Origin of the sequence: Burkholderia sp. AU39826, assembly GCF_020419965.1 — a bacterium.
GTDB lineage: Bacteria > Pseudomonadota > Gammaproteobacteria > Burkholderiales > Burkholderiaceae > Burkholderia > Burkholderia semiarida.
Genome location: NZ_JAIZQG010000004.1, coordinates 288,389 through 314,901, shown reverse-complemented (window position 1 = coordinate 314,901; position 26,513 = coordinate 288,389). Strand labels below are relative to the sequence as shown.

Sequence of the window (26,513 nt, the reverse complement as noted above, 5' to 3'; positions counted from 1 at the left end):
TTTCGCGCATGCCACACAGGAGTTGACGATGATCGACGTCTATAGCTGGGCGACCCCGAACGGCCACAAGGTGCACGTCATGCTCGAGGAAACGGGCCTCGCGTATCGCGCCCATCCGGTCGATATCGGTGCGGGCGACCAGTTCGAGCCCGCGTTCCTGAAGATCAGCCCGAACAACAAGATCCCCGCGATCGTCGATCCGGATGGCCCCGGCGGCCAACCGATCTCGCTGTTCGAATCGGGCGCGATCTTGATCTACCTCGCGGAGAAGACCGGCAAGTTCCTGCCGACCGATCCGGCCGCGCGCTATGCGACGCTCGAGTGGCTGATGTTCCAGATGGGCGGTGTCGGCCCGATGCTCGGGCAGGCGCACCACTTCCGGCTGTATGCGCCGGAGAAGATCGAGTACGCGGTCAACCGCTACACGAACGAAGCGAAGCGCCTGTACAACGTGATGGAAAAGCGGCTCGGCGAATCCGAGTATCTCGCGGGCGACACGTATACGATCGCGGACATTGCGACGTTCCCGTGGACGCGGTCGTGGCGGAACCAGGGCATCGAGCTCGACGCGTTGCCGAACGTGAAGCGCTGGCACGAGGCGATCGCCGCGCGACCGGCCGTGCAGCGTGGAGTCGAGGTACTCGCGTCGATGCGCAAGGCGCTGCAGGACGACAAGGCACGCGAGGTGCTGTTCGGCGCAACGCAATACGCGAAGCACTGACACGCAGGGTGGACGCAGCGGCATCCGCGCGTGCCGCTGCGGGCTTCAGAAGTAATGCAGCGTGATGAATTCCGCCGCGCATACCGGCAGCGGCGCGTCGGGACGCTCGATCTGCATCGATACCGACCACGTCACCTGAATACCGCCGCGCGCGGCGTCGGCGATTTCCTTCACCGCGAACAACGCGCGCACGCGCGCCCCGACCGGCACCGGCTTCAAGAACCGTACGCGGTTGAGCCCGTAGTTCACGCCCATCTTCTGCTCGAAGCGCATTGCGTCGGTCATCAATGCAGGAATCAGCGACAGCGTCAGGAACCCGTGCGCGATGGGCCCACCGAACGGCGACTCGCGCCGCGCGCGTTCGGGGTCGACGTGAATCCATTGGTGATCGCCGGTCGCGTCGGCGAAACCGTCGACGCGCGGCTGGTCGATCTCGATCCAGCCGCTCGCGAGCGGTTCCGCGCCAATCCGCGCCTGCAGCGCCTGCGCGGACGCGATCAGCGGCAAGGTCACGTCGGTCATGCGTTCGCGCCTGCCGGATGGCGCAGCCCGAAAATCACCTTGGTGTGCACGCTGATCACCGTCTCGCCGGCTTCGTTCACGCCGACCCATTCCGTCGACACGATGCCGCGATCGGGCTTGCTCTCCGACACGCGCTTGTCGTGCACCTTCTGGTACATCGTGATCGTGTCGCCGGCCCGCACCGGCTTCAGCCAGCGGATCGAATCGATGCCCGGCGAGCCCATGCTGGTCGAATCCGGCCCCAGCTTCTGGACCAGCAGGCTCATGAACACCGAACACGTATGCCAGCCGCTCGCGACGAGCCCGCCGAAGTGCGATGCCTTCCCTGCTTCCTCGTCGACATGGAACGGCTGCGGATCGTAGCGCTGCGCGAACGTCTTGATGTCGTCGGGCTCGAACGTGTAGCGGCCCACTTCGGTGGTACTGCCCACCACCAGATCTTCGTAACTGATGCCCACTGATAAGTCTCCTTGTCTGGCGCGCTCGCGCGTCGCCGTCATGCTACGTCGGTCTGCGCGAAATCCGGCAGCGCCGCGAGGCGGGCGAGGTGATGATCGGTATCGCCGAGCGTCGTCTCGATGATCGACAGCCGCTTGAACAGGTGCGCGGCGGCCACCTCGTTGGTCACGCCCATGCCGCCGTGCAACTGGATCGCCTGCTGGCCGACGAAGCGCGCGGCCGATCCGACCCGCGCCTTCGCGGCCGACACGGCCTTGCGCCGCGCATCGGCATCGCCGTTCGCATAGCGCACCGCCGCGAGATAGGTCAGCGAACGCGCCTGCTCGGCATGAATCAGCATGTCGACCATCCGGTGCTGTAGCGCCTGAAAGCGCGCGATCGGCACCCCGAACTGCTCGCGCGTCTTCGTGTATTCGACCGTCGCGCGATTCAGTTCGTCGAGCGCGCCAACCGCTTCCGCGCATAGCAGAAAGGTCGCGTAATCGGCAATCTGCTCGAGCGCCGCCGCGTCTCGCGCCCCGCCCGTCAGCAGTCGGGCCGGCGTGTCGTCGAACGTGAGCGTCGCGGCGCGCTGGCCGTCGATGGTCCGGTAGTCGACCACCTTCGCGTTGGCCGCATCGCGTTCGACGACGAAGAGGCCGATGCCGCCGCCGTCGACACGCGCGGGCACGATCCAGACGTGCGCCTGGGCGCCGTGCTGAACGACCGACTTGATCCCGGTCAGCCGGTACGTGCCGTCCTGCTCGCGCGCGCGCGTGTCGAGTTCGTACAGGTCGTAGCGCGCCTGCGGCTCATGGAACGCGACCGCCACGCGCTTTTGTCCTTGTGCAATCGCCTCCAGCAGCGCGGCGTCGTCGCCCGCGCCGGAGCCGGCGATCCGCAACGCCTCGACGCCGACCGCCGTGGCCCAGTACGGCTCGATCACGAGCGCGCGGCCGAGTTCCTGCATCACGACCAGCATGTCGACCGGCCCGCCGCCGAAGCCGCCCTGGGCGTCCGGCACCGGCAACGCGGTCAATCCGAGTTCGGTGAATGCGCTCCACTGCGCGTCGGACACACCGGTATCGCTGCGCACGATCGCCTGACGCGCCTCGAAGCCGTATTGCTCGCCGAGATACCGGCGCAGCGCATCGGCGAACTGCTGCTGCTCATCGGTAAAGCTGAAATCCATGGTTGTCTCCGTTCCCTGATCACAGCCCGAGAATCATCTGCGCGATGATGTTTTTCTGGATCTCGTTCGACCCGCCGTAGATCGACGTCTTCCGGTAATTGAAGTAGTACGCGGCGAGCGGCGCCGCATCGTCGTCGCCGGCGATGCTGTGCTCGCGCTCGCCGGCGAGGAACGGCACGTCGAACGGTGCGGCCAGCGGGCCGATCGCTTCGACCATCAGCTCGGTGAGCGCCTGTTGCACCTCGGTGCCCTTGATCTTCAGCATCGACGCTTCGGGGCCCGGCCCCTTGCCGCTCGTCTCGCGGCTGACGACGCGCAGCACCGTCACTTCCAGCGCCATCAACTCGACTTCGAGCGCCGCGACCTTCGCGGCGAACACGGGATCGGCGAGCAACGGCTTGCCGTTCTTGCGCTGGTTCGACGCGATGCGCTTCAGGAACGCGAGCTCCCGCTTCGACGCGCCGACGCGCGCGATGCCGGTGCGCTCGTGGCCGAGCAGGTATTTCGCGTAGGTCCAGCCGCGGTTCTCGTCGCCGACGAGGTTCTCGACCGGCACCTTCACGTCCTCGAAGAACACCTCGTTGACCTCGTGGTCCTCGTCGAGCATCACGATCGGGCGCACCGTGATGCCGGGCGTTTTCATGTCGATCAGCAGGAACGAGATGCCTTCCTGCTTCTTCGCGGCCGGATCGGTGCGCACGAGGCAGAACATCATGTCGGCGTACTGGCCGAGCGTGGTCCAGGTCTTCTGGCCGTTGACGACGTAGTGATCGCCGTGGCGCTCGGCGCGCGTGCGCAGCGACGCGAGATCGGACCCGGAACCCGGCTCCGAATAACCCTGGCACCACCAGTCCGAGCCGTCGAGAATACGCGGCAGATAGCGGCGCTTCTGCGCTTCGCTGCCGTATTTCATCAGGACCGGCGCGACCATCGACACCCCGAAAGGCAGTACGGTCGGCGCACCGATGCGCGCGCACTCCTCGTCCCAGATGTGCCGCTGCGTCGCGTTCCAGCCCGGGCCGCCATATTCGACCGGCCAGGCGGGCGCGGACCAGCCGCGCTGGCCGAGAATCCGGTGCCAGCTCGCGAAATCCTCGCGGTCGAGTCGTTTGTGATCGAGTACCTTGGCGCGCAGTGCGTGAGGCAGGTTGGCCTCGAGCCAGGCGCGGACGTCGGCGCGGAACGCGTCGTCGGCGGGGGAATAATCCAGATCCATGCGCAGTGTCTCCTGTCGACCCGAGTTAGCGCTTTAGCGCTTACTCGGGTCCCATGGCGTGGCTGGGTGGAGTTAGTGCTTCAGCACTTACTCCACCCCCACGGCGGTCGATTCGAGTTAGCGCTTTAGCGCTTACTCGGGTCCCATGGCGTGGTTGGGTGGAGTTAGTGCTTCAGCACTTACTCCACCCCCACGGCGGTCGATTCGAGTTAGCGCTTTAGCGCTTACTCGGGTCCCATGGCGTGGTTGGATGGAGTTAGCGCTTCAGCGCTTACTCCACCCCCACGGCGGTCGCCCCGAGTTCGCGCTCTAGCGCTTACTCCGATCTCATGCAAGGCTGGCCGCGACCGTCCGGCCCGGCCAAGGACCCACTGCGTACGTCATTGCAGCGGTTCTTTCAGCGCGGCAGGAATCGGCAGCGGCATCACGTCGATGCCTTCTTCGACCAAGGACTGCGCATCCTCCGGCGTCGTGACGCCACGAATGCTGCGTGCCGGCGCCTCGTTGTAATGAATGCGCCGCGCTTCCTCGGCGAAGCGCTCGCCCACGTTCTCGGTCTTCTCCAGCACCTCGCGCAGCGCGCGCATCACCTGCGCCTGCAGCGCGCGCGGATCGGCCGGCTGCGGCTGCGTCGCGCCCGACAGGTTCAGGCGCGGCGCCGACGGCATCCGGTTGATCTCCGTCGTTCCGCACACCGGACATTCGACCAGCTTGCGGGACAACTGCGCTTCGAATTCATCGGCGGAAGCGAACCAGCCTTCGAACCGATGACCGTGCGGACACTGTAAATCGAGGACCTTCATGCTGAATCAGGGCGTGTGACGAGTGTAGCGCAAAAAGCGGTTTTGTGAACGATCGTGCTAAATCCGGATTGCGCAGCGCGAACGCGCTGCGTCGCCAGATTGTAACGCGGCGCCCCGGCCGCCGCCGACGCCGCGCTCAGGGCGTGACGACCGGGCCGAGCGGCCACGTGCCGGACAGCACCTTGTCGAGCCACATGGTGCCGATGATCGTCTTCACGTCGGAGATCTGGCCCGTGCGCACCCACTCCTGCAGGTCGTCCAGCGTCGCGGTGAAGGTTTCGAGGAATTCGCCTTCGTCGAGCTTGCGCTCGCCGGCCGTCAGCCCGCGCGCGAGGTACAGGTCGATGAATTCGGTCGAATAGGAAATGATCGGATGAATGCGGGCCAGGAACACGTACTCGCGCGCCGTGTAGCCGGTTTCCTCGCGCAGCTCGCGCGCCGCGCACGCGAGCGTGCCTTCGTTCGGATCGAGCTTGCCGGCCGGGAATTCGGCCATCACCTTGCCGATCGGATAGCGGAACTGGCTCTCCATCAGCACGCGGCCGTCGTCGAACAGCGGGATCACCATCACCGCGCCCGGATGCTGCACGTATTCGCGCGTGGCTTTCTTGCCGTCCGGCAGACGGACGGTATCGCGCTTGAGCTTGAGGAACGCGCCTTCGAAGATCGCCTCGCTCTCAAGGCAGGTTTCGGTCAGTGCGGCGTCGTGATTGGGTAGTTCGGCCATCGGCGGCTCCTGGATGAGCACGACGGACGGCCGAAGCCGTCAGCGTCGTTTGACGAGATACTGGAACGTGAAGCCGGGAAACGCGAACACGACGAAGAGACTGAACGTGATCGCGTAAAACTGCCAGCCCTGTTCGAAGCGGTTGCCGGCGCGCGACTCGAGCCAGAAGCCGAGCGCGCCGACGATGAAGTACAGCACGATCAGCTCGCCGATCCGCACCCACGCACTCTTTTTCGTCGCGCCGAACGGCACGACGGCGAAGAGGCGTTGGTTCAGGAACGGCAGGTTGGCGCAGACGAGCGCCAACAGCACGATGAACCAGCCGGCTGCCGACATTACAGCGGCAGCGTGTGGCGGATTGCCTGCAGGCAGGCGGTCAGCAGCGGGCTCGGGATCAGGCCGAGCACGACGACGGCCAGGCCGTTCAGCACGAGGATCGTGCGCTTGCAGAAATCGCCCGAGATCGGCGTCGAATCCTGCGGCGCATCGAAGTACATCAGCTTCACGATGCGCAGGTAGTAGAACGCGCCGAACAGCGACGTGATCACGGCCAGCACGGCCAGCCACGTGAGGCCTGCGTTGACGGTCGCCTCGAGCACCGCGAGCTTCGCGTAGAAGCCGACGGTCGGCGGAATGCCGGCCAGCGAGAACATCATGACCATCATCACGAACGCGAACACCGGGCTGCGCTTGTTGAGGCCCTTGAAGTCGTCGATCGTTTCGGCTTCGAAATCGCGGCGCGCGAGCAGCATCACCACGCCGAACGAGCCGAGCGTCGTGATCAGGTAGACGATCGCGTAGAACATCGCCGAGCTGTAGGCGTTCGCCGGCGCCGCCGCGTCGCCCTTCACGATGCCGGCGAGCAGGCCGAGCAGCACGAAGCCCATGTTCGAGATCGCCGAGTACGCGAGCATCCGCTTGATGTTGCGCTGGACGATACCGGTGATGTTACCGACGATCAGCGACAGCGCGGCGAGGATCACGAGCGCGGTCTGCCAGTTCTGGGCGAGCGGCAGCAGGCCCATCACCAGGAAGCGCAGGCCCCACGCGAACGCGGCAACCTTCGGACCGCCGCCGACGAACAGCGTCATCGCGGTCGGCGCGCCCTGGTAGACGTCCGGCACCCACATGTGGAACGGCACGGCCCCGAGCTTGAACGCGATACCGGCGACGATGAAGATCACGCCGAACATCAGGACGGCCGCGTCGGTGTTGCCGCCGACCGCCTTGTACACTTCGCCGAGCTCGAGCGAGCCGGTCGCGCCGTAGAGCATCGAGATGCCGTACAGCACGAAGCCCGATGCGAGCGCGCCCAGCACGTAGTACTTCATCGCGGCTTCGCTCGACTGCGCGGCGTCGCGGCGCAGCGCGATGACCGCGTAGAGCGACAGCGACATCAGTTCGAGACCGAGGTACAGCGTCAGGAAGTTGTTGCCCGACACCATGACCAGCTGGCCGAGCAGCGAGAACATGCCGAGCAGGAACACGTCGCCGCGGAACATGTCGCGGTCTTCGAGGTACTTGCGCGAATAGACGAGCGACACCGCGAAACCGAACGACACGACGGCCTTCATCATGCTCGCGAACGAGTCGACGACGACCATCTTCGAGAAGAAGTAGTACTGCTGCGGGTCGAGCGCCTGGACCGCGAACCACACGCCGGCGACGACCGACGAGACGACCGCGATCAGATAGGTCAGGCGGCGGCCGGACGCACCGGTAAAGGTGTCGTTCAGCCATGCGACGACGATGGCGGCCAGCACCAGCGCGTCAGGCAACAGAACATTCATAGGGGCGTTTTGCATGATCTTGAGTTCCTCCGCTCGCGATTACTGGGCCAGCGGCAGCTTCGACTGCGCGACGTGGGAGAGGAGGTTTTCGACGGAAACGTGCATCACGTCGGTGAAAGGCTTCGGATACAGGCCCATCAGCAGCGTGAACGCGGCGAGCACGGCCAGCATCAGGAATTCACGACGGCCGATGTCCTTCAGCTTGGCGACGTGATCGTTCGCGACCGCGCCGAAATACACGCGCTTGTACATCCACAGCGTGTAGGCCGCGCCGAGGATCAGCGTGAACGCCGCGCCGAATGCGATCCAGAAGTTGTACTGGACGGCCGCGAGAATCACCATGAACTCGCCGACGAAACCGGACGTACCCGGCAGGCCGCAGTTGGCCATCGAGAACAGCATCGCGAACGCCGCGAACTTCGGCATCACGTTGACGACGCCGCCGTAATCGGCGATCTGGCGCGAGTGCACGCGGTCGTACAGCACGCCGATGCAGAGGAACATCGCGCCCGACACGAAGCCGTGCGAGATCATCTGGACGATCGCGCCTTCGACGCCGAGCTGGTTGAAGATGAAGAAGCCGAGCGTGACGAAACCCATGTGCGCGATCGACGAATACGCGACCAGCTTCTTCATGTCGGCCTGCACCATCGCGACGAGACCGATGTAGATCACCGCGATCAGCGACAGCGTGATCACGACGGGCGCCAGGAAGTGGCTCGCGTCAGGCGTGATCGGCAGCGAGAAGCGCAGGAAACCGTATGCGCCGAGCTTGAGCATGATCGCCGCCAGCACGACCGAGCCGCCCGTCGGCGCTTCCACGTGCGCGTCCGGCAGCCACGTGTGCACCGGCCACATCGGCACCTTCACCGCGAACGCGAGGAAGAACGCAATGAACAGCAGGATCTGCGGCGTCATCGCGATCTTCGCGTTCTGCCACGTCGCGAGGTCGAACGAGTGCGTTTCCGTGTACAGGTAGATCAGCGCGACCAGCATCAGCAGCGAGCCGGCCAGCGTGTACAGGAAGAACTTGAACGCCGCATATACGCGGTTCGGGCCGCCCCACACGCCGATGATGATGTACATCGGGATCAGGGTCGCCTCGAAGAACACGTAGAACAGCAGGCCGTCGGCCGCCGAGAACACGCCGATCATGATCCCGGACAGGATCAGGAACGCCGCGAGGTACTGCGCGACGTTCTCGGTGATCACTTCCCAGGCGGCGATCACGACGATCACCGTGATCAGCGCGGTCAGCACGACGAACCACATCGAGATGCCGTCGACGCCGAGGTGATACGCGATGTCGAAGCGCTGGATCCACGTCGACTTCTCGACGAACTGCAGCGCAGCGGTGCTGGAGTCGAAGCCCGTGATCAGCGGGATCGTGACCGCGAGACCGAGCAGCGCGCCGATCAGCGCGACCCAGCGAGCCGTCCCCGGATTTTTGTCGTTACCCACCGCCAGCACGAGGAGGCCGAAAACGATCGGCAGCCAGATCGCGGTACTGAGAATCGGAAAAGCGTGCATTAGTGTTGTCTCCCCGCCTTATTTGCCGCCGAGCGTTACAAACAGGGTCAGGAGCCCCAGCATGCCGATGATCATGGCGAACGCGTAGTGATAGATGTAACCGGATTGGAGGAAGCGGATCACGCCGGCGAACCAGCCGATGAACCGGGCGCTGCCGTTGACGAGGCCGTCGATCACCACGACGTCGCCCTCCTTCCACAGGCCGCGGCCGATCGCCACCGAACCGCGGGCGAACACCACTTCGTTGATCTTGTCCATGTAGTACTTGTTGTCCAGCAGCGTGTAGATCGGGCCGAACGCGCGGCGGATCGACGCCGGCAGCTCCGGACGCTTCAGGTACAGGAACCACGCGACGACGACACCGGCAAGCGCGAGCCACACCGGCAGGCCCGACACCGAGTGCAGGCCCATGCCCACCCAGCCGTGGAACTCCTCGGCCATCTCGGCCAGCGCCGGATGGTTTTCGCCGATGAAGATCACCTTGTCGAATGCGACGCCGTGCTGGAAGAAATCGCCGAACAGCATCGGGCTGATCGCGATCGCGCCGATGATCACCGACGGGATCGCCAGCAGGACCAGCGGCACCCACACGACCCACGGGGTCTCGTGCGGCTCGTGCGCGTGGTCGTCATGACCGTGGCCATGGCCGTGATCGTCGTGGCCGTGCGCGGCTGCCATGCCCATCGGCGACTCCGGATGCTTCGGCTTGCGGAAGCGCTCTTCGCCGTGGAACACCAGGAAGTACATGCGGAACGAGTACAGCGCGGTGACGAACACGCTCGCCACGACCGCGAAGTACGCGAAGCCCGAGCCCGGCAGGTGCGACAGCTTCACCGCGTCGATGATCGAGTCCTTCGAGTAGAAGCCCGAGAAGAACGGCGTGCCGATCAGCGCGAGCGAGCCGACGAGCGACGTGATCCACGTGATCGGCATGTACTTGCGCAGGCCGCCCATGTTGCGCATGTCCTGGTCGTGGTGCATGCCCATGATGACCGAGCCGGCGCCGAGGAACAGCAGCGCCTTGAAGAACGCGTGCGTCATCAGGTGGAACACGGCGACCGGGTAAGCGGACACGCCGAGCGCGACGGTCATGTAGCCGAGCTGCGACAGCGTCGAGTACGCGACCACGCGCTTGATGTCGTTCTGGACGATGCCGAGGAAGCCCATGAAGAGCGCCGTGATCGCGCCGATCACCGTGATGAACGACAGCGCGGTATCCGACAGCTCGAACAGCGGCGACATGCGCGACACCATGAAGATGCCGGCCGTCACCATCGTCGCCGCGTGAATCAGCGCCGAGATCGGGGTCGGGCCTTCCATCGAATCGGGCAGCCACACGTGCAGCGGGAACTGGGCCGATTTACCCATCGCGCCGATGAACAGGCAGATACAGGCAACGGTCAGCAGGCCCCAGTCGGTGCCCGGGAAGTGCAGGCTCGCGAGCTCCGCGCGCTTCGCGAACACTTCGCCGTAGTTCATCGAGCCGGCGAACGCGAGCAGCAGGCCGATGCCGAGCAGGAAGCCGAAGTCGCCCACGCGGTTCACGAGGAACGCCTTCATGTTCGCGTAGATCGCGCTCTCACGCGTGAAGTAGAAGCCGATCAGCAGGTACGACACCAGACCCACCGCTTCCCAGCCGAAGAACAGCTGCAGGAAGTTGTTGCTCATCACGAGCATCAGCATCGAGAACGTGAACAGCGAGATGTACGAGAAGAAGCGCTGGTAGCCGTCCTCTTCCGCCATGTAGCCGATCGTGTACACGTGCACCATCAGCGAGACGAAGGTCACGACGACCATCATCATCGCGGTCAGCGAATCGACGAGGAAGCCGACCTCGAGCTTCAGCGAGCCGACGTTCATCCATTCGTAGACGGTCGCGTTGAAACTCGCGCCGCCCATCACGTCGAGGAAGACTTTCGCCGACAGGAGGAACGCGATCAATACGCCGAGGATCGTGATCCGATGTGCGCCCTTGCGCCCGACTGCGTTCCCGAACAGCCCCGCAATCAGCGAGCCGGCCAGCGGAGCGAGCGGAATCGCCAGCAGCAGGTTTTCATTGAGTGTCGTTGACATAACAGCGTTGCCTGAAATTAACCTTTGAGCTGATCGAGATCCTCGACATTGATCGTGTCGAGCTTACGGAACAGGGTCACCAGAATCGCGAGACCGATCGCGGCTTCCGCTGCGGCGACGGTCAGCACGAAGAACACGAAGATCTGGCCGTGTACGTCGCCGAGGTAATGCGAGAACGCGACGAAGTTGGTGTTCACCGCCAGCAGCATCAGTTCGATCGACATCAGGATGATGATGACGTTGCGGCGGTTCAGGAAGATCCCGACGATCGCGATCGCAAAGAGGATCGCGCCGAGCACAAGGTAGTGAGCAAGAGTCAGCATGGTTTTCTTTTCCTCCGCTTAGCCGTTGGTGCCCGAACCGGCTTCGCTCTGCGCCGTTTCCGGCTGCGGCTTGTCCGCTTCCATCTTCACGAGGCGCACGCGGTCGTTGCGGCGCACCTTAACCTGATCCGACACGCGCTGGCGCTTGCTGTCCTTGCCCTTGCGCTCGGTCAGCCCGATCGCGGCAATGATCGCGACCAGCAGCACGAGGCCGGCGATTTCGAACGCGAAGATGTAGTCGGTGTAGATCACCTTGCCGATCAGGCGCGTATTCGACCAGTTGGCCATCTCGCCCGTCGCCATCGCATGCACGGTGTGCGTGTCGCCGTAGCCGCGCCACAGGATCAGCGCGGTTTCGATCACGATGATCGCGCCGACCACGGTTGCCATCGGGACGAAGCGCTTGAAGTCGCGGCGCAGGTAGTCGATGTTGATGTCCAGCATCATCACGACGAACAGGAACAGCACCATCACCGCGCCCACGTAGACCAGAACCAGCAGGATCGCGAGGAATTCGGCCTCCAGCAGCATCCAGATCGCAGCGGCGTTGAAGAACGCCAGCACAAGGAAAAGCGCAGACGCCACCGGGTTGCGCGAAGTGATCACCTTCAGCCCTGATACCACCAGGAGCAGCGCGAAGATGTAGAACAGTACGGTCGTGAATTCCATGATTACCGGTTCATCGTTAGGCCATAGTCAGGCGCGGCTTGCGGGACACCCGCACCCGTCGCGGCGGCTCGGCCCGTTCATCGTTCATGCCGGGCCGGCACTGCAAACACAATCAACGATACGGCGCGTCGGCAGCCTTCGCCGCGGCGATGTCCTTCTCGTAGCGGTCGCCCACCGCGAGCAGCATTTCCTTCGTGAAATACAGGTCGCCGCGCTTTTCGCCGTGGTACTCGAGAATCTGCGTCTCGACGATCGAATCGACCGGGCAGCTCTCTTCGCAGAAACCGCAGAAGATGCACTTCGTCAGGTCGATGTCGTAGCGCGTCGTGCGGCGCGTGTTGTCCGCGCGCGTTTCCGATTCGATCGTGATCGCCAGCGCGGGGCACACGGCCTCGCACAGCTTGCACGCGATGCAGCGCTCTTCACCGTTTTCATAGCGGCGCAGCGCGTGCAGCCCGCGGAAACGCGGCGAAATCGGGGTCTTCTCTTCCGGGAACTGCACGGTGAACTTGCGCTTGAACGTGTAGCGACCGGTCAGCGCGAGCCCCTTCAGCAGCTCGGTCAGGAAGAAAGTCTTAAAGAAGTGTTGGATTGCCGTCATGATTTCGTCCGATCTTTACTTCACCCAGATGTTCAGCGGCGACATCATCCAGAAGCCGACCACGACCACCCAGATCACCGTGACGGGCAGGAACACCTTCCAGCCCAGACGCATGATCTGGTCGTAACGGAAGCGCGGGAACGTCGCGCGGACCCAGATGAACACCGACAGCAGCGCGAAGACCTTCAGCACCAGCCAGAAGATGCCCGGGATGAACGACAGGAATTCGAACGGGGCGTCCCAGCCGCCGAGGAACAGCGTCGCGGCCAGTGCCGAGATCACGATCATGTTGATGTACTCGGCGAGGAAGAACAGCGCGAACGCCATGCCCGAGTAATCGATCATGTGACCCGCGACGATCTCCGACTCCCCTTCCACCACGTCGAACGGGTGACGGTTCGTTTCGGCGATGCCCGAGATGAAGTAGACGACGAACGCCGGCAGCAGCGGCAGCCAGTTCCACGACAGGAAGTTCACGCCGTGGCCGGCGAAAAAGCCGTGCTGCTGCGAACCGACGATTTCCGACAGGTTCAGGCTGCCGGCCGTCATCAGCACGAGCACCAGCGCGAAGCCCATCGAGATTTCGTACGACACCATCTGTGCCGCGGCGCGCATCGCGCCGAGGAACGCGTACTTCGAGTTCGACGCCCAGCCGGCCAGAATCACCGCGTACACGCCGATCGACGAGATCGCCATCGCGTACAGCAGGCCCGCGTTCACGTTCGCGAGCACGGCTTCCGCCTGGAACGGGATCACCGCCCACACGGCGAACGCCGGCACGACGGTCATCACCGGCGCGATCAGGTACAGCCAGCGGCTGGCGGCGCTCGGCTGAATGACTTCCTTCAGCAGCAGCTTCAGCACGTCGGCGATCGGCTGCAGCAGGCCGCCGGGGCCGACGCGGTTCGGGCCGAGACGCACGTGCATCCAGCCGATCAGCTTGCGCTCCCAGAGAATCAGGTACGCGACGCACAGCAGGATGACGACGGAGACGACGAGGATGCGCACGACTGCCCACACCGTCGGCCACGCGAAGCCGAGAAGCTCGGCCCCGCCCGCGTTGATCGTATCGAACAAGCTCATTTACGCCTTCTCCACCACCAGTTCACCGGACAGGCTGCCGAGCGCTGCGCCGGCAGGCGTCGCCGCCGACACGCGAACGACCGTCTCCGCAAGATTCGCGTCGCGCACGGCCGGCAACTGCACCGCACGCTCGCCCTGGCGCACGCGCACGGCGTCGCCTTCCTTCAAGCCCAGCTTGTCGAACAGCGCGGCCGGCAGGGCTGCGGCATGCGCCGCCTTCGCGGCGGCCGTCAGATGCAGCGCACCTGCGCGGCGCACAAGCGCGTCGGCATGATAGATCGGCACGTCGGCCAGGCGCTCGAAACCGCCGTTCGCGGCATTCGCCGCGGCGCGGGCCGGCGCGACCGACGTCTGGTTCGACAGGCGGCCCGCGACGCCGGCGTCGCCGAGCGCGGCGACACGCACTTCTTCCGCGGTCTCGTATTCGAAGTTCGGCAGGCCGAGCAGGCTGCCGAGCACGCGCAGCACCTTCCAGGCGGGGCGCGTGTCGCCGAGCGGGCGCACGACGCCGTTGAAGCTCTGCACGGTGCCTTCCGCGTTGACGAACGTACCGGCCGTTTCCGTGAACGGTGCGACCGGCAGCAGCACGTCGGCGTAGTCGAGGCCGTGCTTGAACGGCGACATCACGACGACCATCTCCGCCTGGTTCAGCGCGGCCAATGCCTGTGCCGGATCGGCGGTGTCGAATTCCGGTTCGACGTTCAGCAGCACGTAGCCCTTGCGCGGCTGCGCGAATGCTTCGCGTGCATTCAGGCCGCCTTCGCCCGGCAGCGCGCCGACGACGTGCGCGCCGACCGTGTTCGCCGCTTCCGTCAGGAAACCGAACGTGGCGCCGGTGCTATCGGCGATCCACTGCGCGACGGCGTGCAGCTTCGCGAATTGCGGATGACGGACCGCGACGTTGCCGAGCAGCACCGCGCGGCGTTCGCCGTTCGCGAGCGACTGCGCGACAGCCTGGGCCGCCGGCGACGCCGTGACGCCTGCGAGCGCGTCGGGCAGCGCGACGCCGCGCAGCTGCGCGACGGCCGCGGCGATGCCGGCCAGCTCGTCGAGCCACGCGGACGGCGCGGCGACGATGCGTTGCGCGGTCGGGATCAGCGAATCGTCGGCGGTCGCGTGCAGGAAGTGCAGCTTCGCGCCGTTCTTCGCCGCCTGACGCAGGCGCGATGCGAACAGCGGGTGGTCGCGGCGCAGGAACGAACCGACGACGAACGCGGCGTCCACGTTCGACAGATCGGCGATCGGCATGCCGAGCCACGGCGCGCCCTGGACCGGCGCCGAGAAATCCTGCTGGCGCAGACGGAAGTCGACGTTCGGCGTGTTCAGTTCGTTGGCGAGCTGCTTCACGAGGAACAGCTCTTCCGCGGTGCTGTGCGCGCTCGCGAGCATCGCCAGCGCGTTCGCGCCGTGATCCGCGGCGATGCCCTTCAGGCCCTTCGCGACGTATTCGAGCGCGGTCTGCCAGTCGGTTTCGATCCACTGGCCGCCCTGCTTCAGCATCGGCTTCGTCAGGCGCTCTTCGCTGTTGAGGGCTTCATACGAGAAGCGGTCCTTGTCCGAGATCCAGCATTCGTTGATCGCTTCGTTCTCGAACGGCAGCACGCGCATCACGCGGTTGTTCTTCACCTGCACGACGAGGTTCGCGCCGACGGAATCGTGCGGGCTCACCGACTTGCGGCGCGACAGCTCCCACGTACGGGCGCTGTAGCGGAACGGCTTGCTGGTCAGCGCGCCGACCGGGCACAGGTCGATCATGTTGCCCGACATTTCGGAGTCGACCGTCTTGCCGACGAACGTCGTGATTTCCGAGTGCTCGCCGCGGCCCAGCATGCCGAACTCCATCACGCCGGCGATTTCCTGGCCGAAGCGGACGCAGCGCGTGCAGTGGATGCAGCGCGACATCTCTTCCATCGAGATCAGCGGGCCCACGTTCTTGTGGAACACCACGCGCTTTTCTTCCGAGTAGCGCGACGACGACTTGCCGTAGCCGACCGCCAGATCCTGCAGCTGACATTCGCCGCCCTGATCGCAGATCGGGCAGTCGAGCGGGTGATTGATGAGGAGGAATTCCATCACCGACTGCTGCGCCTTCACGGCCTTGTCGGATTGCGTGCGCACGATCATGCCGGCCGACACGGGGGTCGCGCAGGCAGGCACGGCCTTCGGCATCTTCTCGACTTCGACGAGACACATCCGGCAATTGGCCGCGACCGACAGTTTCTTGTGATAGCAGAAGTGAGGAATGTACGTATCCGCCTTGTGCGCAGCCTGGATCACCATGCTGCCTTCGGGCACCTCGACCTTCTTGCCGTCTATTTCAAGTTCAACCATGATGGTGAATGGTCCTTAACCTATTTCCGCCCGTTCGCGCGTTCGCCCGACCGTGCGCTCAAATTCCGCAACCGGGTTCGCTCAGGCTGCCGCCGCGTGCGCGTGGCCGCCGACCATGCAGTGCTTGTGCTCGACGTGGTACGCGAATTCGTCCCAGTAGTGCTTGAGCATCCCGCGTACCGGCATCGCCGCCGCATCGCCGAGTGCACAGATCGTGCGACCCATGATGTTCTCGGCCACCGAGTTCAGCAGATCCAGATCTTCCTGGCGGCCTTCGCCGTGCTCGATACGGTTCACGACGCGATACAGCCAGCCGGTGCCTTCGCGGCACGGCGTGCACTGGCCGCACGATTCCTCGTAGTAGAAGTACGACAGGCGCAGCAGCGAGCGCACCATGCAGCGCGTCTCGTCCATCACGATCACCGCGCCGGAACCGAGCATCGAGCCCGCCTTCGCGATCGAGTCGTAGTCGAGATCGGTCTGCATCATGATGTCGCCCGGGATCACCGGCGCCGACGAACCGCCCGGAATCACGGCCTTGATCTTCTTGCCGCCGCGCATCCCGCCGGCGAGCTCCATCAGCGTCGCGAACGGCGTGCCGAGCGGCACTTCGTAGTTGCCCGGACGCTCGACGTCGCCCGACACCGAGAAAATCTTCGTGCCGCCGTTGTTCGGCTTGCCGATCTCGAGATAATTCTGCGGCCCGATGGACAGCAGGAACGGCACCGCGGCGAACGTCTCGGTGTTGTTGATCGTGGTCGGCTTGCCGTACACGCCGAAGCTCGCCGGGAACGGCGGCTTGAAGCGCGGCTGGCCCTTCTTGCCTTCGAGCGACTCGAGCAGCGCCGTTTCCTCGCCGCAGATGTACGCGCCGTAGCCGTGGTGCGCGTGCAGCTGGAACGAGAATTCCGAGCCCATGATGTTGTCGCCGAGGAACCCGGCCGCGCGCGCTTCATCGAGCGCGGCTTCGAAGCGTCGATACACTTCGAAGATTTCGCCGTGGATGTAGTTGTAGCCGACGGTGATGCCCATCGCATACGCGCCGATGGCCATGCCTTCGATCAGCGCGTGCGGGTTCCAGCGCAGGATGTCGCGATCCTTGAACGTGCCCGGCTCGCCTTCGTCCGAGTTGCAGACGAGGTACTTCTGCCCCGGGAACTGGCGCGGCATGAAGCTCCACTTCAGGCCGGTCGGGAAGCCCGCACCGCCGCGGCCGCGCAGGCCCGACGCCTTCACGTCGGCGATCACCTGCTCGGGCGGAATCTTTTCTTCGAGAATGCGGCGCAGCTGCTTGTAGCCGCCGCGCGCAACGTAATCTTCGAGGTGCCAGTTCTCGCCGTTCAGACCAGCGAGGATCAGCGGTTTGATGTGACGGTCGTGGAGGGACGTCATTTCGAGAGCTCCTCAAGCAGCTGGTCGATCTTCTCGCGGCTCATGAAGCTGCACATTCTGTGATTGTTCACCAGCAGCACCGGCGCATCGCCGCACGAGCCCATGCATTCGCCTTCCTTCAGCGTGAACTTGCCGTCGGGCGTGGTCTCGCCGAAGCCGATGCCCAGCTTCTGTTTCAGGTAGTCGGCAGTCGCTTCCGCGCCGCCGTGCGGGCCGAGCTGGCACGGCAGGTTCGTGCAGAGCGTGATCTTGTGCTTGCCGACCGGTTTGAGCTCGTACATCGTGTAGAACGTCGCGACTTCCTGCACGGCAACGGCCGGCATGCCGAGATAGTCCGCGACGAACTGCATCAGTTCGGGCGACAGCCAGCCATGCTCTTCCTGAGCCACGGCCAACGCCGACATCACGGCGGACTGTTTCTGATCGGCGGGATACTTCGTCAACGCTCGATCGATTTCCTTCAGGCCTTCAGCTGAGATCATTTTCAGACACGACTCTTTCAATTCCTACCGAACGAACAACCTGCCGCACACTGGGGTGCATGGACGGCAGACCTGGCGCTCACTCTGTTGACAGCTTGCGAAGCCGCGCCGGTTCGGCGCATACCGCATGGTGCTTCGCGTGTGACTGACTGCTCGCCGCCCGCGCTCGCGGGCGGCGCAACCATTAGCGATCGATTTCGCCGAACACGATGTCCTGCGTACCGATGATCGTGACGGCGTCGGCGATCATGTGACCGCGCGCCATTTCGTCGAGCGACGCCAGGTGTGCGAAACCCGGCGCGCGAATCTTGAGGCGATACGGCTTGTTGGCGCCGTCCGACACGAGGTAGATGCCGAATTCACCCTTCGGATGCTCGACCGCCGCGTACGCTTCGCCTTCCGGCACATGGAAACCTTCGGTGAAGAGCTTGAAGTGGTGAATCAAGTCTTCCATGTTGGTCTTCATGCCGACGCGCGACGGCGGGGCAACCTTGTGATTGTCCGTCATCACCGGCCCCGGATTCTTGCGGAGCCACTCAATACACTGTTTCGCGATGCGGACCGACTGGCGCATTTCTTCGACGCGCACCAGATAGCGGTCGTAGCAATCGCCGTTCACGCCGACCGGCACGTCGAAATCCATGCGATCGTACACTTCGTAGGGCTGCTTCTTGCGCAGGTCCCACGCGATGCCCGAGCCGCGCAGCATCGGGCCCGTCAGGCCCATCTGCAGCGCACGTTCCGGGCTCACCACGCCGATCCCGACCAGACGCTGTTTCCAGATCCGGTTGTCGGTCAGCAGCGTTTCGTATTCGTCGACGCACTTCGGGAAGCGCGTGAAGAAATCGTCGATGAAGTCGAGCACCGAGCCGCTGCGCGCCTCGTTCATCTTCGCGAGCGCCTTCTCGTTGCGAATCTTCGACGCCTTGTATTGCGGCATTGCGTCAGGCAGATCGCGGTAGACGCCGCCCGGACGATAGTAGGCCGCGTGCATCCGGGCGCCGGACACCGCTTCGTACACGTCCATCAGGTCTTCGCGTTCACGGAATGCGTACAGGAACACGGCCATCGCGCCGACGTCGAGCGCGTGCGCGCCGATCCACATCAGGTGGTTCAGCACGCGCGTGATTTCGTCGAACAGCACGCGGATGTACTGCGCGCGCTCCGGCACGTCGATGCCGAGCAGCTTTTCGATCGCGAGCACGTAGCCGTGCTCGTTGACCATCATCGACACGTAGTCGAGACGGTCCATGTACGGCACGGACTGGATGAAGGTCTTGGATTCGGCGAGCTTTTCCGTCGCGCGATGCAGCAGGCCGATGTGCGGATCGGCACGCTGGATGACTTCGCCGTCGAGCTCGAGCACGAGGCGCAGCACGCCGTGCGCTGCCGGGTGCTGCGGGCCGAAGTTGAGCGTGTAGTTCTTGATTTCTGCCATGACGCCCCCTTAATGTTTCAGACCGCCATAGCGATCCTCGCGGATCACGCGCGGCGTGATTTCGCGCGGCTCGATCGTCACCGGCTGGTACACGACCCGCTTCTCTTCCGGGTCGTAACGCATTTCGACGTAGCCCGACACCGGGAAGTCCTTGCGGAACGGGTGACCGATGAAGCCGTAGTCGGTGAGGATCCGGCGCAGGTCGGGGTGGCCTTCGAACACGATGCCGTACAGGTCGAACGCTTCGCGCTCGTACCAGTTCGCGGAAGCCCAGATGTCGACCAGCGACGCCACGATCGGCAGATCGTCGTCCGGCGCGAACACGCGCAGGCGCAGGCGCCAGTTGTTCGTGACCGACAGCAGGTGCGACACGGCCGCGAAGCGCGGGCCGTCGTAGGCGCCGTCGCCGAAGGTCTGGTAGTCGACGCCGCAGAGGTCGATCAGTTGCTCGAAACGGAGCTTCGGATCGTCGCGCAGCGTCTTTGCGACTTCGAGGTAATCGCTCGCCTTCACGACGAGCGTCAGTTCACCGATCGCTTCGGTGAGGCTCACCACGCGCGCGCCGAGCGCGGCTTCGAGGTTCGCCTTCAGGGTCTCGATTTTGCTTGCCATATTGAGGGGACGCTCGGGGCTTTATTGACGGGCGATGGTATTGGTGCGGCGGATCTTCGCCTGCAACTGGATCACGCCGTAGACCAACGCCTCGGCCGTGGGCGGGCAGCCCGGCACGTAGACGTCGACCGGCACGATCCGGTCACAGCCGCGGACCACCGAGTACGAGTAGTGGTAGTAACCACCGCCGTTCGCGCACGACCCCATCGAGATCACCCAGCGCGGCTCGGCCATCTGGTCGTACACGCGGCGCAGCGCGGGCGCCATCTTGTTGCACAGCGTGCCGGCGACGATCATCACGTCCGACTGACGCGGGCTCGGGCGGAACACGACGCCGAACCGGTCCAGATCGTAACGGGCCGCGCCCGCATGCATCATCTCGACGGCGCAACACGCGAGCCCGAACGTCATCGGCCACAGCGAGCCGGTACGCGTCCAGTTGATCAGCTTGTCAGCCGTCGTGGTGACAAACCCTTCCTTCAAGACCCCTTCGATACTCATTTGCTTTCCACTCCAGACGAGCGACCGAGCGCGGCCGCCCATGCAAACCGGCGATTAACCCATCACTCCCAGTCGAGCCCGCCTTTCTTCCAGATATAGGCAAAGCCCAGCAGGAATTCGAGCAGAAAAATCATCATTGCGATGAAACCCGGCCAGCCGATGTCCCGGAGCGCGACGCCCCACGGGAACAGGAATGCGGTTTCGAGATCGAAGATGATGAACAGGATGGCGACGAGGTAGTACCGGACGTCGAATTTCATCCGGGCGTCTTCAAAGGCTTCGAAGCCGCACTCGTACGGTGCGTTCTTCTCGACGTCCGGCTTGTTGGGACCAAGGAGCTTGCCGATGCTGACCAGCGCTATACCTAAACCAGTGCCCACGAGGAGGAACAACAAGACGGGGTAATAGGCTGCGAGGTTCAAGGCAATCCTCTATCGGTTGGTTCTGAGCGTCCGGAGAATACCACTTCCGGCGGAAGGAATCATTTCGGAGTACAGGCGATCGCAAGACAACCGCAAGCACACCCCAGAAATGAAAAATGCCAGCCACTAGAAGCGGCTGGCATTGAGTAACTTTGGTGCCGACGGCGAGACTCGAACTCGCACAGCTTTCGCCACTACCCCCTCAAGATAGCGTGTCTACCAATTTCACCACGTCGGCACTGCATGCAACTCGGGTTGTGCTGCTGGTTCCCGCGAATCGCTTCAAGAATTAAATTCTAACCCGAGTCCTGGATTTGTTCAACGCACAACCGCAAAAAAATTAACTTTTTATTTCGGGACATCCTGGCCCGGCGCGCTCGCGGCCGAACCGGCGGCGGCGGACGCCGCGACAGCCGGCGCCGATGCCGCAGGGGCCGATGCCGGCGCGGTCGCGGCCGTGCCGAGCACGCCCGCCGACGGCGTCGACTTGTACGAACCGAGGTAAGTCAGCGCGAGCGTCGCGACGAAGAAGATCGTCGCGAGAATGCCCGTCGTGCGCGACAGGAAGTTCGCCGAGCCCGTCGCGCCGAACAGGCTGCCCGACGCGCCGCTGCCGAAGGCAGCGCCCATGTCGGCACCCTTGCCGTGCTGTAGCAGCACGAGCCCAATCACACCGAGTGCCGACAGCACCTGCACCACAATAATCAGCGTCTTGAATAACAGCATCACACCCACCCGATTGGATCGGGCGACCGGACCGACCGGCCGCCGTCATGGTTCAATTCGATCCCGGACCGCTCAACGCGCGGCCCGGCAGATCGCCAGGAAATCTTCCGCCTTCAGCGACGCGCCGCCGATCAGGCCGCCGTCGATGTCCGGCTGCGCGAACAACTCTTCCGCGTTGTCCGGCTTCACGCTGCCGCCGTACAGCACGGACACGTCCGCCGCACCCTTTGCCGCCAGGCGCGCACGCAGGAACGCGTGTACGTCCTGCGCCTGCGCCGACGTCGCGCTCTTGCCCGTGCCGATCGCCCAGACCGGCTCGTACGCGACGACGATGCGAGCGGCCTCGTCAGCCGTCAGCACGGCCAGCACCGCGTCGAGCTGCGCACCGACGACCTGCTCGGTCGCACCCGACTCGCGCTCGTCGAGCGTCTCGCCGACGCACACGACCGGCGTGAGGCCGGCCGCGAGTGCGCGCTGCGTCTTCGCCGCGACCGCCTCGTTGCTTTCGCCGTGATACGCGCGACGCTCCGAATGACCGACGATCGCATACTGCGCGCCGAACTCCGCCACCATCGCGGCCGCCACCTCACCGGTGAACGCGCCTTGCTCGTGCGCGGACACGTCCTGCGCACCGAACGCGACACGGCCACCGCCGAGCTGGGCCTGAACCTGCGCCAGATACGGGAACGGCACGCACACGCCGATCGACGTTTCAGCCGCCACCAAGCCCGCACCCTGCACCACTTCGTTCAGCAGCGCCTGGTTGCCGGCCAGCCGGCCGTGCATCTTCCAGTTGCCGATCACTCGCTTTGTTCGTTGTTTCGACATCGTGTCTGTCTCGTCACTATCTTGTCATTAACGTGCCGGAACCCGGCCGTCAGGTTGGATCTGGCGAAGCAAACCCGCGATTTTACTGCGCGCGGCTTGAACCGGTCAAACCGCGCATGTCAAGCCCGCCGCACGGGCCGTCACGCGTTCGCGCCCCAATCAAGCACGATCTTGCCGATGTGCTCGCCGCTCTCCATCAGCGCATGCGCCTGCGCGGCCTCGCCGGCCGGCAGCACACGATAAATCACGGGCTTGATGCGACCGTCGGCCAGCAGCGGCCACACGCGCGCCTTCAACTGCGCGGCGATGCGCGCCTTGAACTCGACCGGACGCGGGCGCAGCGTCGAGCCCGTCACCGTCAGCCGGCGGCGCAGGATCTCGTTGAGGTTGACCTCGGCCTTCGCACCGCCGAGCAGCGCGATCAGCACGAGGCGGCCGCCGTCCGCGAGCGCGGACAACTCGCGCGGCACGTACGCGCCCGCCACCATGTCGAGGATCACGTCGACGCCGCGATCGTGCGTCAGCGACTTCACGACTTCGACGAAGTCTTCGGTCTTGTAGTCGATCGCGCGCTCGGCGCCGAGCGCCTCGCACGCACGGCACTTGTCGGCGGTGCCGGCCGTCGCGAACACGCGAAAGCCGAGCGCATGCGCGATCTGGATTGCCGTCACGCCGATGCCGCTCGAGCCGCCCTGCACGAGCAGCGTCTCCTGCTCGCCGCCCTCGCCCGCGCCGAGCCGCGCGCGGTCGAACACGTTGCTCCACACGGTGAAGAACGTCTCGGGCAGCGACGCGGCTTCGATATCGGTGAGACCGTCCGGCACCGGCAGACACTGCGGCAGCGGCGCGACCGCATATTCGGCATAGCCGCCGCCCGCGAGCAACGCGCACACGCGATCGCCGAGCTTCAGGCCGAACGGGTTCAGTGCCACATCGGACACATCGCCGCCGACGATCTCGCCCGCGACCTCGAGGCCCGGCAGATCCGACGCACCCGGCGGCGGCGCATAGGCGCCCTTGCGCTGGAACACGTCGGGCCGGTTCACGCCGGAAGCCGCCACCTTGATCAGCACCTCGCCGCGTTTCGGCTCGGGGCGCGGACGCTCCGCGAGCTTCAGCACGTCGGGCGCGCCGAATTCGGTGATTTCGATGGCTTTCATGGTGAGAATCGCTCCAGGATCGGAATCGGATGGCACGCGCGCGCACGGCGCGAGCGCCTCGCCGGCGCTGCTGCGCCGCGCAACGATGCTACAGAAAAAACGGCCGGCACGCTTTCGCACTGCCGGCCGTTGATCCGCCTGTCCGCTTACTGCTGCGGCGGCGTATCGGACTGCGCTGCCGCCGCTGCTTCATTCAGCAGCGCCTTGGCCGACAGACGCACGCGACCCTTCTCGTCCGTCTGGATCACCTTGACCTTCACCTGCTGACCTTCCTTCAGGTAGTCGTTGATGTCCTTCACGCGCTCGTTGACGATTTCCGAGATGTGCAGCAGGCCGTCCTTGCCGGGCAGCAGGTTCACGATCGCACCGAAATCGAGCAGCTTGAGCACCGTGCCTTCGTACACCTGGCCGACTTCGATCTCGGCCGTGATTTGCTCGATGCGCTTCTTCGCTTCGGCCATGCCTTCGCTGCTCGTGCTCGCGATCGTCACGACGCCGTCGTCCGAGATGTCGATGGTCGTGCCCGTCTCTTCCGTCAGCGCGCGGATCACCGAACCGCCCTTGCCGATCACGTCGCGGATCTTTTCCGGGTTGATCTTGATCGTGATCATGCGCGGCGCGAATTCCGACAGTTGCGTGTTCGCACCCGACACCGCCGACGTCATCTTGCCGAGGATGTGCAGGCGGCCTTCCTTCGCCTGCGCGAGCGCGACCTGCATGATTTCCTTCGTGATGCCCTGGATCTTGATGTCCATCTGCAGCGCCGTCACGCCTTGCTCCGTGCCGGCCACCTTGAAGTCCATGTCGCCGAGGTGATCTTCGTCGCCGAGGATGTCGGTCAGCACCGCGAACTTGTTGCCTTCGAGGATCAGGCCCATCGCGATACCGGCGACGTGCGCCTTCATCGGCACGCCGGCGTCCATCAGCGCGAGGCAGCCGCCGCACACCGACGCCATCGACGACGAACCGTTCGACTCGGTGATTTCCGACACGACGCGGATCGAGTAGCCGAATTCGTCGGCGCTCGGCAGGCACTTGACCAGCGCGCGTTTCGCGAGGCGGCCGTGGCCGATTTCGCGACGCTTCGGCGAGCCGACGCGGCCGGTTTCGCCGGTCGCGAACGGGGGCATGTTGTAGTGGAGCATGAAGCGCTCGCGGTATTCGCCTTCGAGCGCGTCGATGATCTGCTCGTCACCCTTCGTGCCGAGCGTCGCGACGACCAGCGCCTGCGTTTCGCCGCGCGTGAACAGCGCCGAGCCGTGGGTGCGCGGCAGCACGCCGGTGCGGATCTCGATCGGGCGCACGGTGCGCGTGTCGCGACCGTCGATGCGCGGCTCGCCGTTCAGGATCTGCGAACGGACGATCTTCGCTTCGATGTCGAACAGGATATTGCCGACCGTGGCCTTGTCGGCCGCGACCGTGCCGGCCGCCAGCGCGTCTTCCTCGAGCTTCGCCGAGGTCGCCGCGTAGACTTCCTTCAGCTTCGCCGAGCGCGCCTGCTTGTCGCGGAGCTGGTAAGCGGCGAGCAGATCGTTCTGCGCGAGCTCGGTCACGCGCGCGATCAGCGCCTCGTTCTTCGGCGCCGGCTGCCAGTCCCACTCGGGCTTGCCGCCATCGCGCACCAGTTCGTGGATCGCGTCGATCGCGACCTGCATCTGCTCGTGGCCGAACACCACGGCGCCCAGCATCACTTCTTCCGACAGCTGATCGGCTTCCGACTCGACCATCAGCACGGCGCGCTCCGTACCCGCGACGACGAGGTCGAGGCTCGATGCCTTGAGCTGGTCACGCGTCGGGTTCAGCACGTACGCGTTGTCGATGTACGCCACGCGCGCGGCACCGACCGGGCCGTTGAACGGCAGGCCCGACACGGCGAGCGCGGCCGATGCGCCGATCAGCGCGGGGATGTCCGCCGGGATTTCCGGGTTCACGGACAGCACGTGGATCACGACCTGGACTTCGTTGTAGAAGCCTTCCGGGAACAGCGGGCGCAGCGGACGGTCGATCAGGCGCGACGTCAGCGTCTCGTGCTCCGACGGACGGCCTTCGCGACGGAAGAAGCCGCCCGGGATCTTGCCGGCCGAGTAGGTCTTCTCGAGGTAGTCGACGGTCAGCGGGAAGAAATCCTGGCCCGGCTTCGCCGACTTCGCGCCGACGACGGTTGCCAGCACGACGGTATCCTCGACGTCGACGATCACGGCGCCGCTTGCCTGGCGAGCGACTTCACCGGTTTCGAGGCGCACCTTGTGCTGGCCCCACTGGAATTCCTTCACGACCTTGTTGAACATGGACATGGTTGCTCCTTTGTATTCATGCATTTCATTCGCCGCGCCGGCGACCCCCGCGCGGCGGCGTCCCGACCGAATCACCCGGAGCAAGGTGTGTTTTTTATGCCATTCCAGCGCGGCGCTCACGCAGCGACGCGCTGGAATGACACAAATCCTGCCCCGGTATCGGTCGTGGCGGCGGCCCCGCACGAACGTGCCGGACAGCCTGCGATGCGTGTGACGCTACGCACCGCGCAAAAACAAAATGCCTGTATCAGCGGACTGACACAGGCATCTTGCTGGCGGCAATCGCCTCGATTACTTACGCAGACCCAGCTTCTCGATCAGTGCGCGGTAACGATCGGCATCCTTGCCCTTGAGGTAGTCGAGCAGCTTGCGGCGGCGGCTCACCATGCGCAGCAGGCCGCGGCGGCTGTGGTGATCCTTCGCGTGGGTCTTGAAGTGACCCGTCAGTTCGACGATACGTGCGGTCAGCAGTGCGACCTGGACTTCGGGCGACCCCGTGTCGTTGGTACCGCGGGCGAACTGAGCAACGACTTCCGACTTCTTGATATCTGCAACAGACATGTGATTTCCTTTCTAACTGAACAGGCGGACACGGAAGAATGGCCGTGCCGTGACTTACAACCGGCGCGCATTGTAGCA

At 64.6% G+C, this 26,513-nt stretch carries 27 protein-coding genes and 1 tRNA gene; 1 reads left to right on the top strand and 27 read right to left on the bottom strand.

The window, feature by feature from the left end:
* Positions 1–28: 28 nt before the first annotated feature.
* Positions 29–721, top strand: coding sequence for a glutathione binding-like protein (locus LGM42_RS12600; RefSeq protein WP_060312147.1), 693 nt, complete (start codon positions 29–31; stop codon positions 719–721).
* A gap of 45 nt (positions 722–766) precedes the next feature.
* On the opposite strand, the gene LGM42_RS12595 is transcribed toward LGM42_RS12600, so the two are convergent.
* The 27 genes from LGM42_RS12595 to rpsO all read right to left on the bottom strand — a co-directional run bounded on the left by LGM42_RS12595 (position 767) and on the right by rpsO (position 26,435).
* Entirely contained in the window at positions 767–1,243 is a 477-nt protein-coding gene (locus tag LGM42_RS12595; RefSeq protein WP_060312114.1) for a MaoC family dehydratase, read from the bottom strand.
* Positions 1,240–1,701 carry a MaoC family dehydratase gene (locus LGM42_RS12590; protein ID WP_059583588.1) on the bottom strand — a complete coding sequence of 154 codons (462 nt, stop codon included), beginning with the start codon at positions 1,699–1,701 and terminating at the stop codon, positions 1,240–1,242. The genes LGM42_RS12595 and LGM42_RS12590 overlap by 4 nt, the downstream gene beginning before the upstream one ends.
* A 38-nt stretch (positions 1,702–1,739) precedes the next feature.
* A complete protein-coding gene (locus LGM42_RS12585; protein WP_059583590.1) occupies positions 1,740–2,873 on the bottom strand; it encodes an acyl-CoA dehydrogenase family protein in 1,134 nt (377 codons plus the stop codon).
* Between the two features lie 19 nt (positions 2,874–2,892).
* Positions 2,893–4,089 carry an acyl-CoA dehydrogenase family protein gene (locus LGM42_RS12580; protein WP_059583591.1) on the bottom strand — a complete coding sequence of 399 codons (1,197 nt, stop codon included), beginning with the start codon at positions 4,087–4,089 and terminating at the stop codon, positions 2,893–2,895.
* A 380-nt stretch (positions 4,090–4,469) separates the two neighbouring features.
* On the bottom strand, positions 4,470–4,892 hold the full coding sequence (locus tag LGM42_RS12575; RefSeq protein ID WP_050016483.1) for a DUF1178 family protein: 423 nt from the start codon (positions 4,890–4,892) through the stop codon (positions 4,470–4,472).
* A gap of 136 nt (positions 4,893–5,028) precedes the next feature.
* Positions 5,029–5,619: an NUDIX domain-containing protein gene (locus LGM42_RS12570; RefSeq protein ID WP_226232325.1), complete on the bottom strand. Its 591-nt coding sequence runs from the start codon at positions 5,617–5,619 to the stop codon at positions 5,029–5,031.
* Positions 5,620–5,658: 39 nt separating this feature from the next.
* Positions 5,659–5,955 (bottom strand): DUF2818 family protein, encoded by a 297-nt coding sequence (locus LGM42_RS12565; RefSeq protein WP_059583597.1) that lies wholly within the window; start codon positions 5,953–5,955, stop codon positions 5,659–5,661.
* Positions 5,955–7,409, bottom strand: a complete 1,455-nt coding sequence (nuoN, locus tag LGM42_RS12560; RefSeq protein ID WP_059583598.1) for an NADH-quinone oxidoreductase subunit NuoN — start codon at positions 7,407–7,409, stop codon at positions 5,955–5,957. Before nuoN ends, LGM42_RS12565 begins: the two co-directional genes overlap by 1 nt.
* 39 nt (positions 7,410–7,448) lie before the next feature.
* Positions 7,449–8,939, bottom strand: coding sequence for an NADH-quinone oxidoreductase subunit M (locus LGM42_RS12555; protein ID WP_059646613.1), 1,491 nt, complete (start codon positions 8,937–8,939; stop codon positions 7,449–7,451).
* Between the two features lie 18 nt (positions 8,940–8,957).
* Positions 8,958–11,012, bottom strand: coding sequence for an NADH-quinone oxidoreductase subunit L (nuoL, locus tag LGM42_RS12550; RefSeq protein ID WP_059583601.1), 2,055 nt, complete (start codon positions 11,010–11,012; stop codon positions 8,958–8,960).
* A gap of 17 nt (positions 11,013–11,029) precedes the next feature.
* A complete protein-coding gene (gene nuoK, locus LGM42_RS12545; protein WP_006478272.1) occupies positions 11,030–11,335 on the bottom strand; it encodes an NADH-quinone oxidoreductase subunit NuoK in 306 nt (101 codons plus the stop codon).
* Positions 11,336–11,353: 18 nt separating this feature from the next.
* Positions 11,354–12,004 (bottom strand): NADH-quinone oxidoreductase subunit J, encoded by a 651-nt coding sequence (locus LGM42_RS12540; protein WP_011545812.1) that lies wholly within the window; start codon positions 12,002–12,004, stop codon positions 11,354–11,356.
* 112 nt (positions 12,005–12,116) lie between these two features.
* Entirely contained in the window at positions 12,117–12,605 is a 489-nt protein-coding gene (gene nuoI / locus LGM42_RS12535) for an NADH-quinone oxidoreductase subunit NuoI (RefSeq protein ID WP_006478270.1), read from the bottom strand.
* Positions 12,606–12,620: 15 nt separating this feature from the next.
* The gene (gene nuoH / locus LGM42_RS12530) at positions 12,621–13,688 is read right to left on the bottom strand and encodes an NADH-quinone oxidoreductase subunit NuoH (protein ID WP_034207963.1); all 1,068 of its coding nucleotides are present in this window, start codon (positions 13,686–13,688) and stop codon (positions 12,621–12,623) included.
* Positions 13,689–16,019 carry an NADH-quinone oxidoreductase subunit NuoG gene (nuoG, locus tag LGM42_RS12525; protein WP_226232324.1) on the bottom strand — a complete coding sequence of 777 codons (2,331 nt, stop codon included), beginning with the start codon at positions 16,017–16,019 and terminating at the stop codon, positions 13,689–13,691.
* 81 nt (positions 16,020–16,100) lie between these two features.
* Positions 16,101–17,411: an NADH-quinone oxidoreductase subunit NuoF gene (gene nuoF / locus LGM42_RS12520; RefSeq protein WP_006478267.1), complete on the bottom strand. Its 1,311-nt coding sequence runs from the start codon at positions 17,409–17,411 to the stop codon at positions 16,101–16,103.
* Entirely contained in the window at positions 17,408–17,893 is a 486-nt protein-coding gene (nuoE, locus tag LGM42_RS12515; RefSeq protein WP_006478266.1) for an NADH-quinone oxidoreductase subunit NuoE, read from the bottom strand. The genes nuoF and nuoE overlap by 4 nt, the downstream gene beginning before the upstream one ends.
* Before the next feature lie 184 nt (positions 17,894–18,077).
* Positions 18,078–19,331: an NADH-quinone oxidoreductase subunit D gene (locus tag LGM42_RS12510; protein ID WP_059583605.1), complete on the bottom strand. Its 1,254-nt coding sequence runs from the start codon at positions 19,329–19,331 to the stop codon at positions 18,078–18,080.
* Between the two features lie 9 nt (positions 19,332–19,340).
* Positions 19,341–19,943 carry an NADH-quinone oxidoreductase subunit C gene (locus LGM42_RS12505; protein ID WP_059583606.1) on the bottom strand — a complete coding sequence of 201 codons (603 nt, stop codon included), beginning with the start codon at positions 19,941–19,943 and terminating at the stop codon, positions 19,341–19,343.
* 21 nt (positions 19,944–19,964) lie between these two features.
* Positions 19,965–20,444 carry a NuoB/complex I 20 kDa subunit family protein gene (locus LGM42_RS12500; protein WP_006398799.1) on the bottom strand — a complete coding sequence of 160 codons (480 nt, stop codon included), beginning with the start codon at positions 20,442–20,444 and terminating at the stop codon, positions 19,965–19,967.
* 62 nt (positions 20,445–20,506) lie between these two features.
* Positions 20,507–20,866: an NADH-quinone oxidoreductase subunit A gene (locus tag LGM42_RS12495; RefSeq protein ID WP_006398798.1), complete on the bottom strand. Its 360-nt coding sequence runs from the start codon at positions 20,864–20,866 to the stop codon at positions 20,507–20,509.
* Positions 20,867–21,019: 153 nt separating this feature from the next.
* Positions 21,020–21,104 (bottom strand) — tRNA-Leu (locus tag LGM42_RS12490).
* A gap of 110 nt (positions 21,105–21,214) precedes the next feature.
* Positions 21,215–21,592: a preprotein translocase subunit SecG gene (gene secG / locus LGM42_RS12485; protein WP_059533209.1), complete on the bottom strand. Its 378-nt coding sequence runs from the start codon at positions 21,590–21,592 to the stop codon at positions 21,215–21,217.
* 72 nt (positions 21,593–21,664) lie between these two features.
* Positions 21,665–22,420: a triose-phosphate isomerase gene (tpiA, locus tag LGM42_RS12480; protein ID WP_226232323.1), complete on the bottom strand. Its 756-nt coding sequence runs from the start codon at positions 22,418–22,420 to the stop codon at positions 21,665–21,667.
* 140 nt (positions 22,421–22,560) lie between these two features.
* Positions 22,561–23,580 (bottom strand): NAD(P)H-quinone oxidoreductase, encoded by a 1,020-nt coding sequence (locus LGM42_RS12475; RefSeq protein WP_226232322.1) that lies wholly within the window; start codon positions 23,578–23,580, stop codon positions 22,561–22,563.
* A gap of 146 nt (positions 23,581–23,726) precedes the next feature.
* Positions 23,727–25,874, bottom strand: a complete 2,148-nt coding sequence (gene pnp, locus LGM42_RS12470) for a polyribonucleotide nucleotidyltransferase (RefSeq protein WP_059583611.1) — start codon at positions 25,872–25,874, stop codon at positions 23,727–23,729.
* A 291-nt stretch (positions 25,875–26,165) separates the two neighbouring features.
* Positions 26,166–26,435, bottom strand: a complete 270-nt coding sequence (rpsO, locus tag LGM42_RS12465; RefSeq protein ID WP_006398792.1) for a 30S ribosomal protein S15 — start codon at positions 26,433–26,435, stop codon at positions 26,166–26,168.
* Positions 26,436–26,513: the final 78 nt, after the last annotated feature.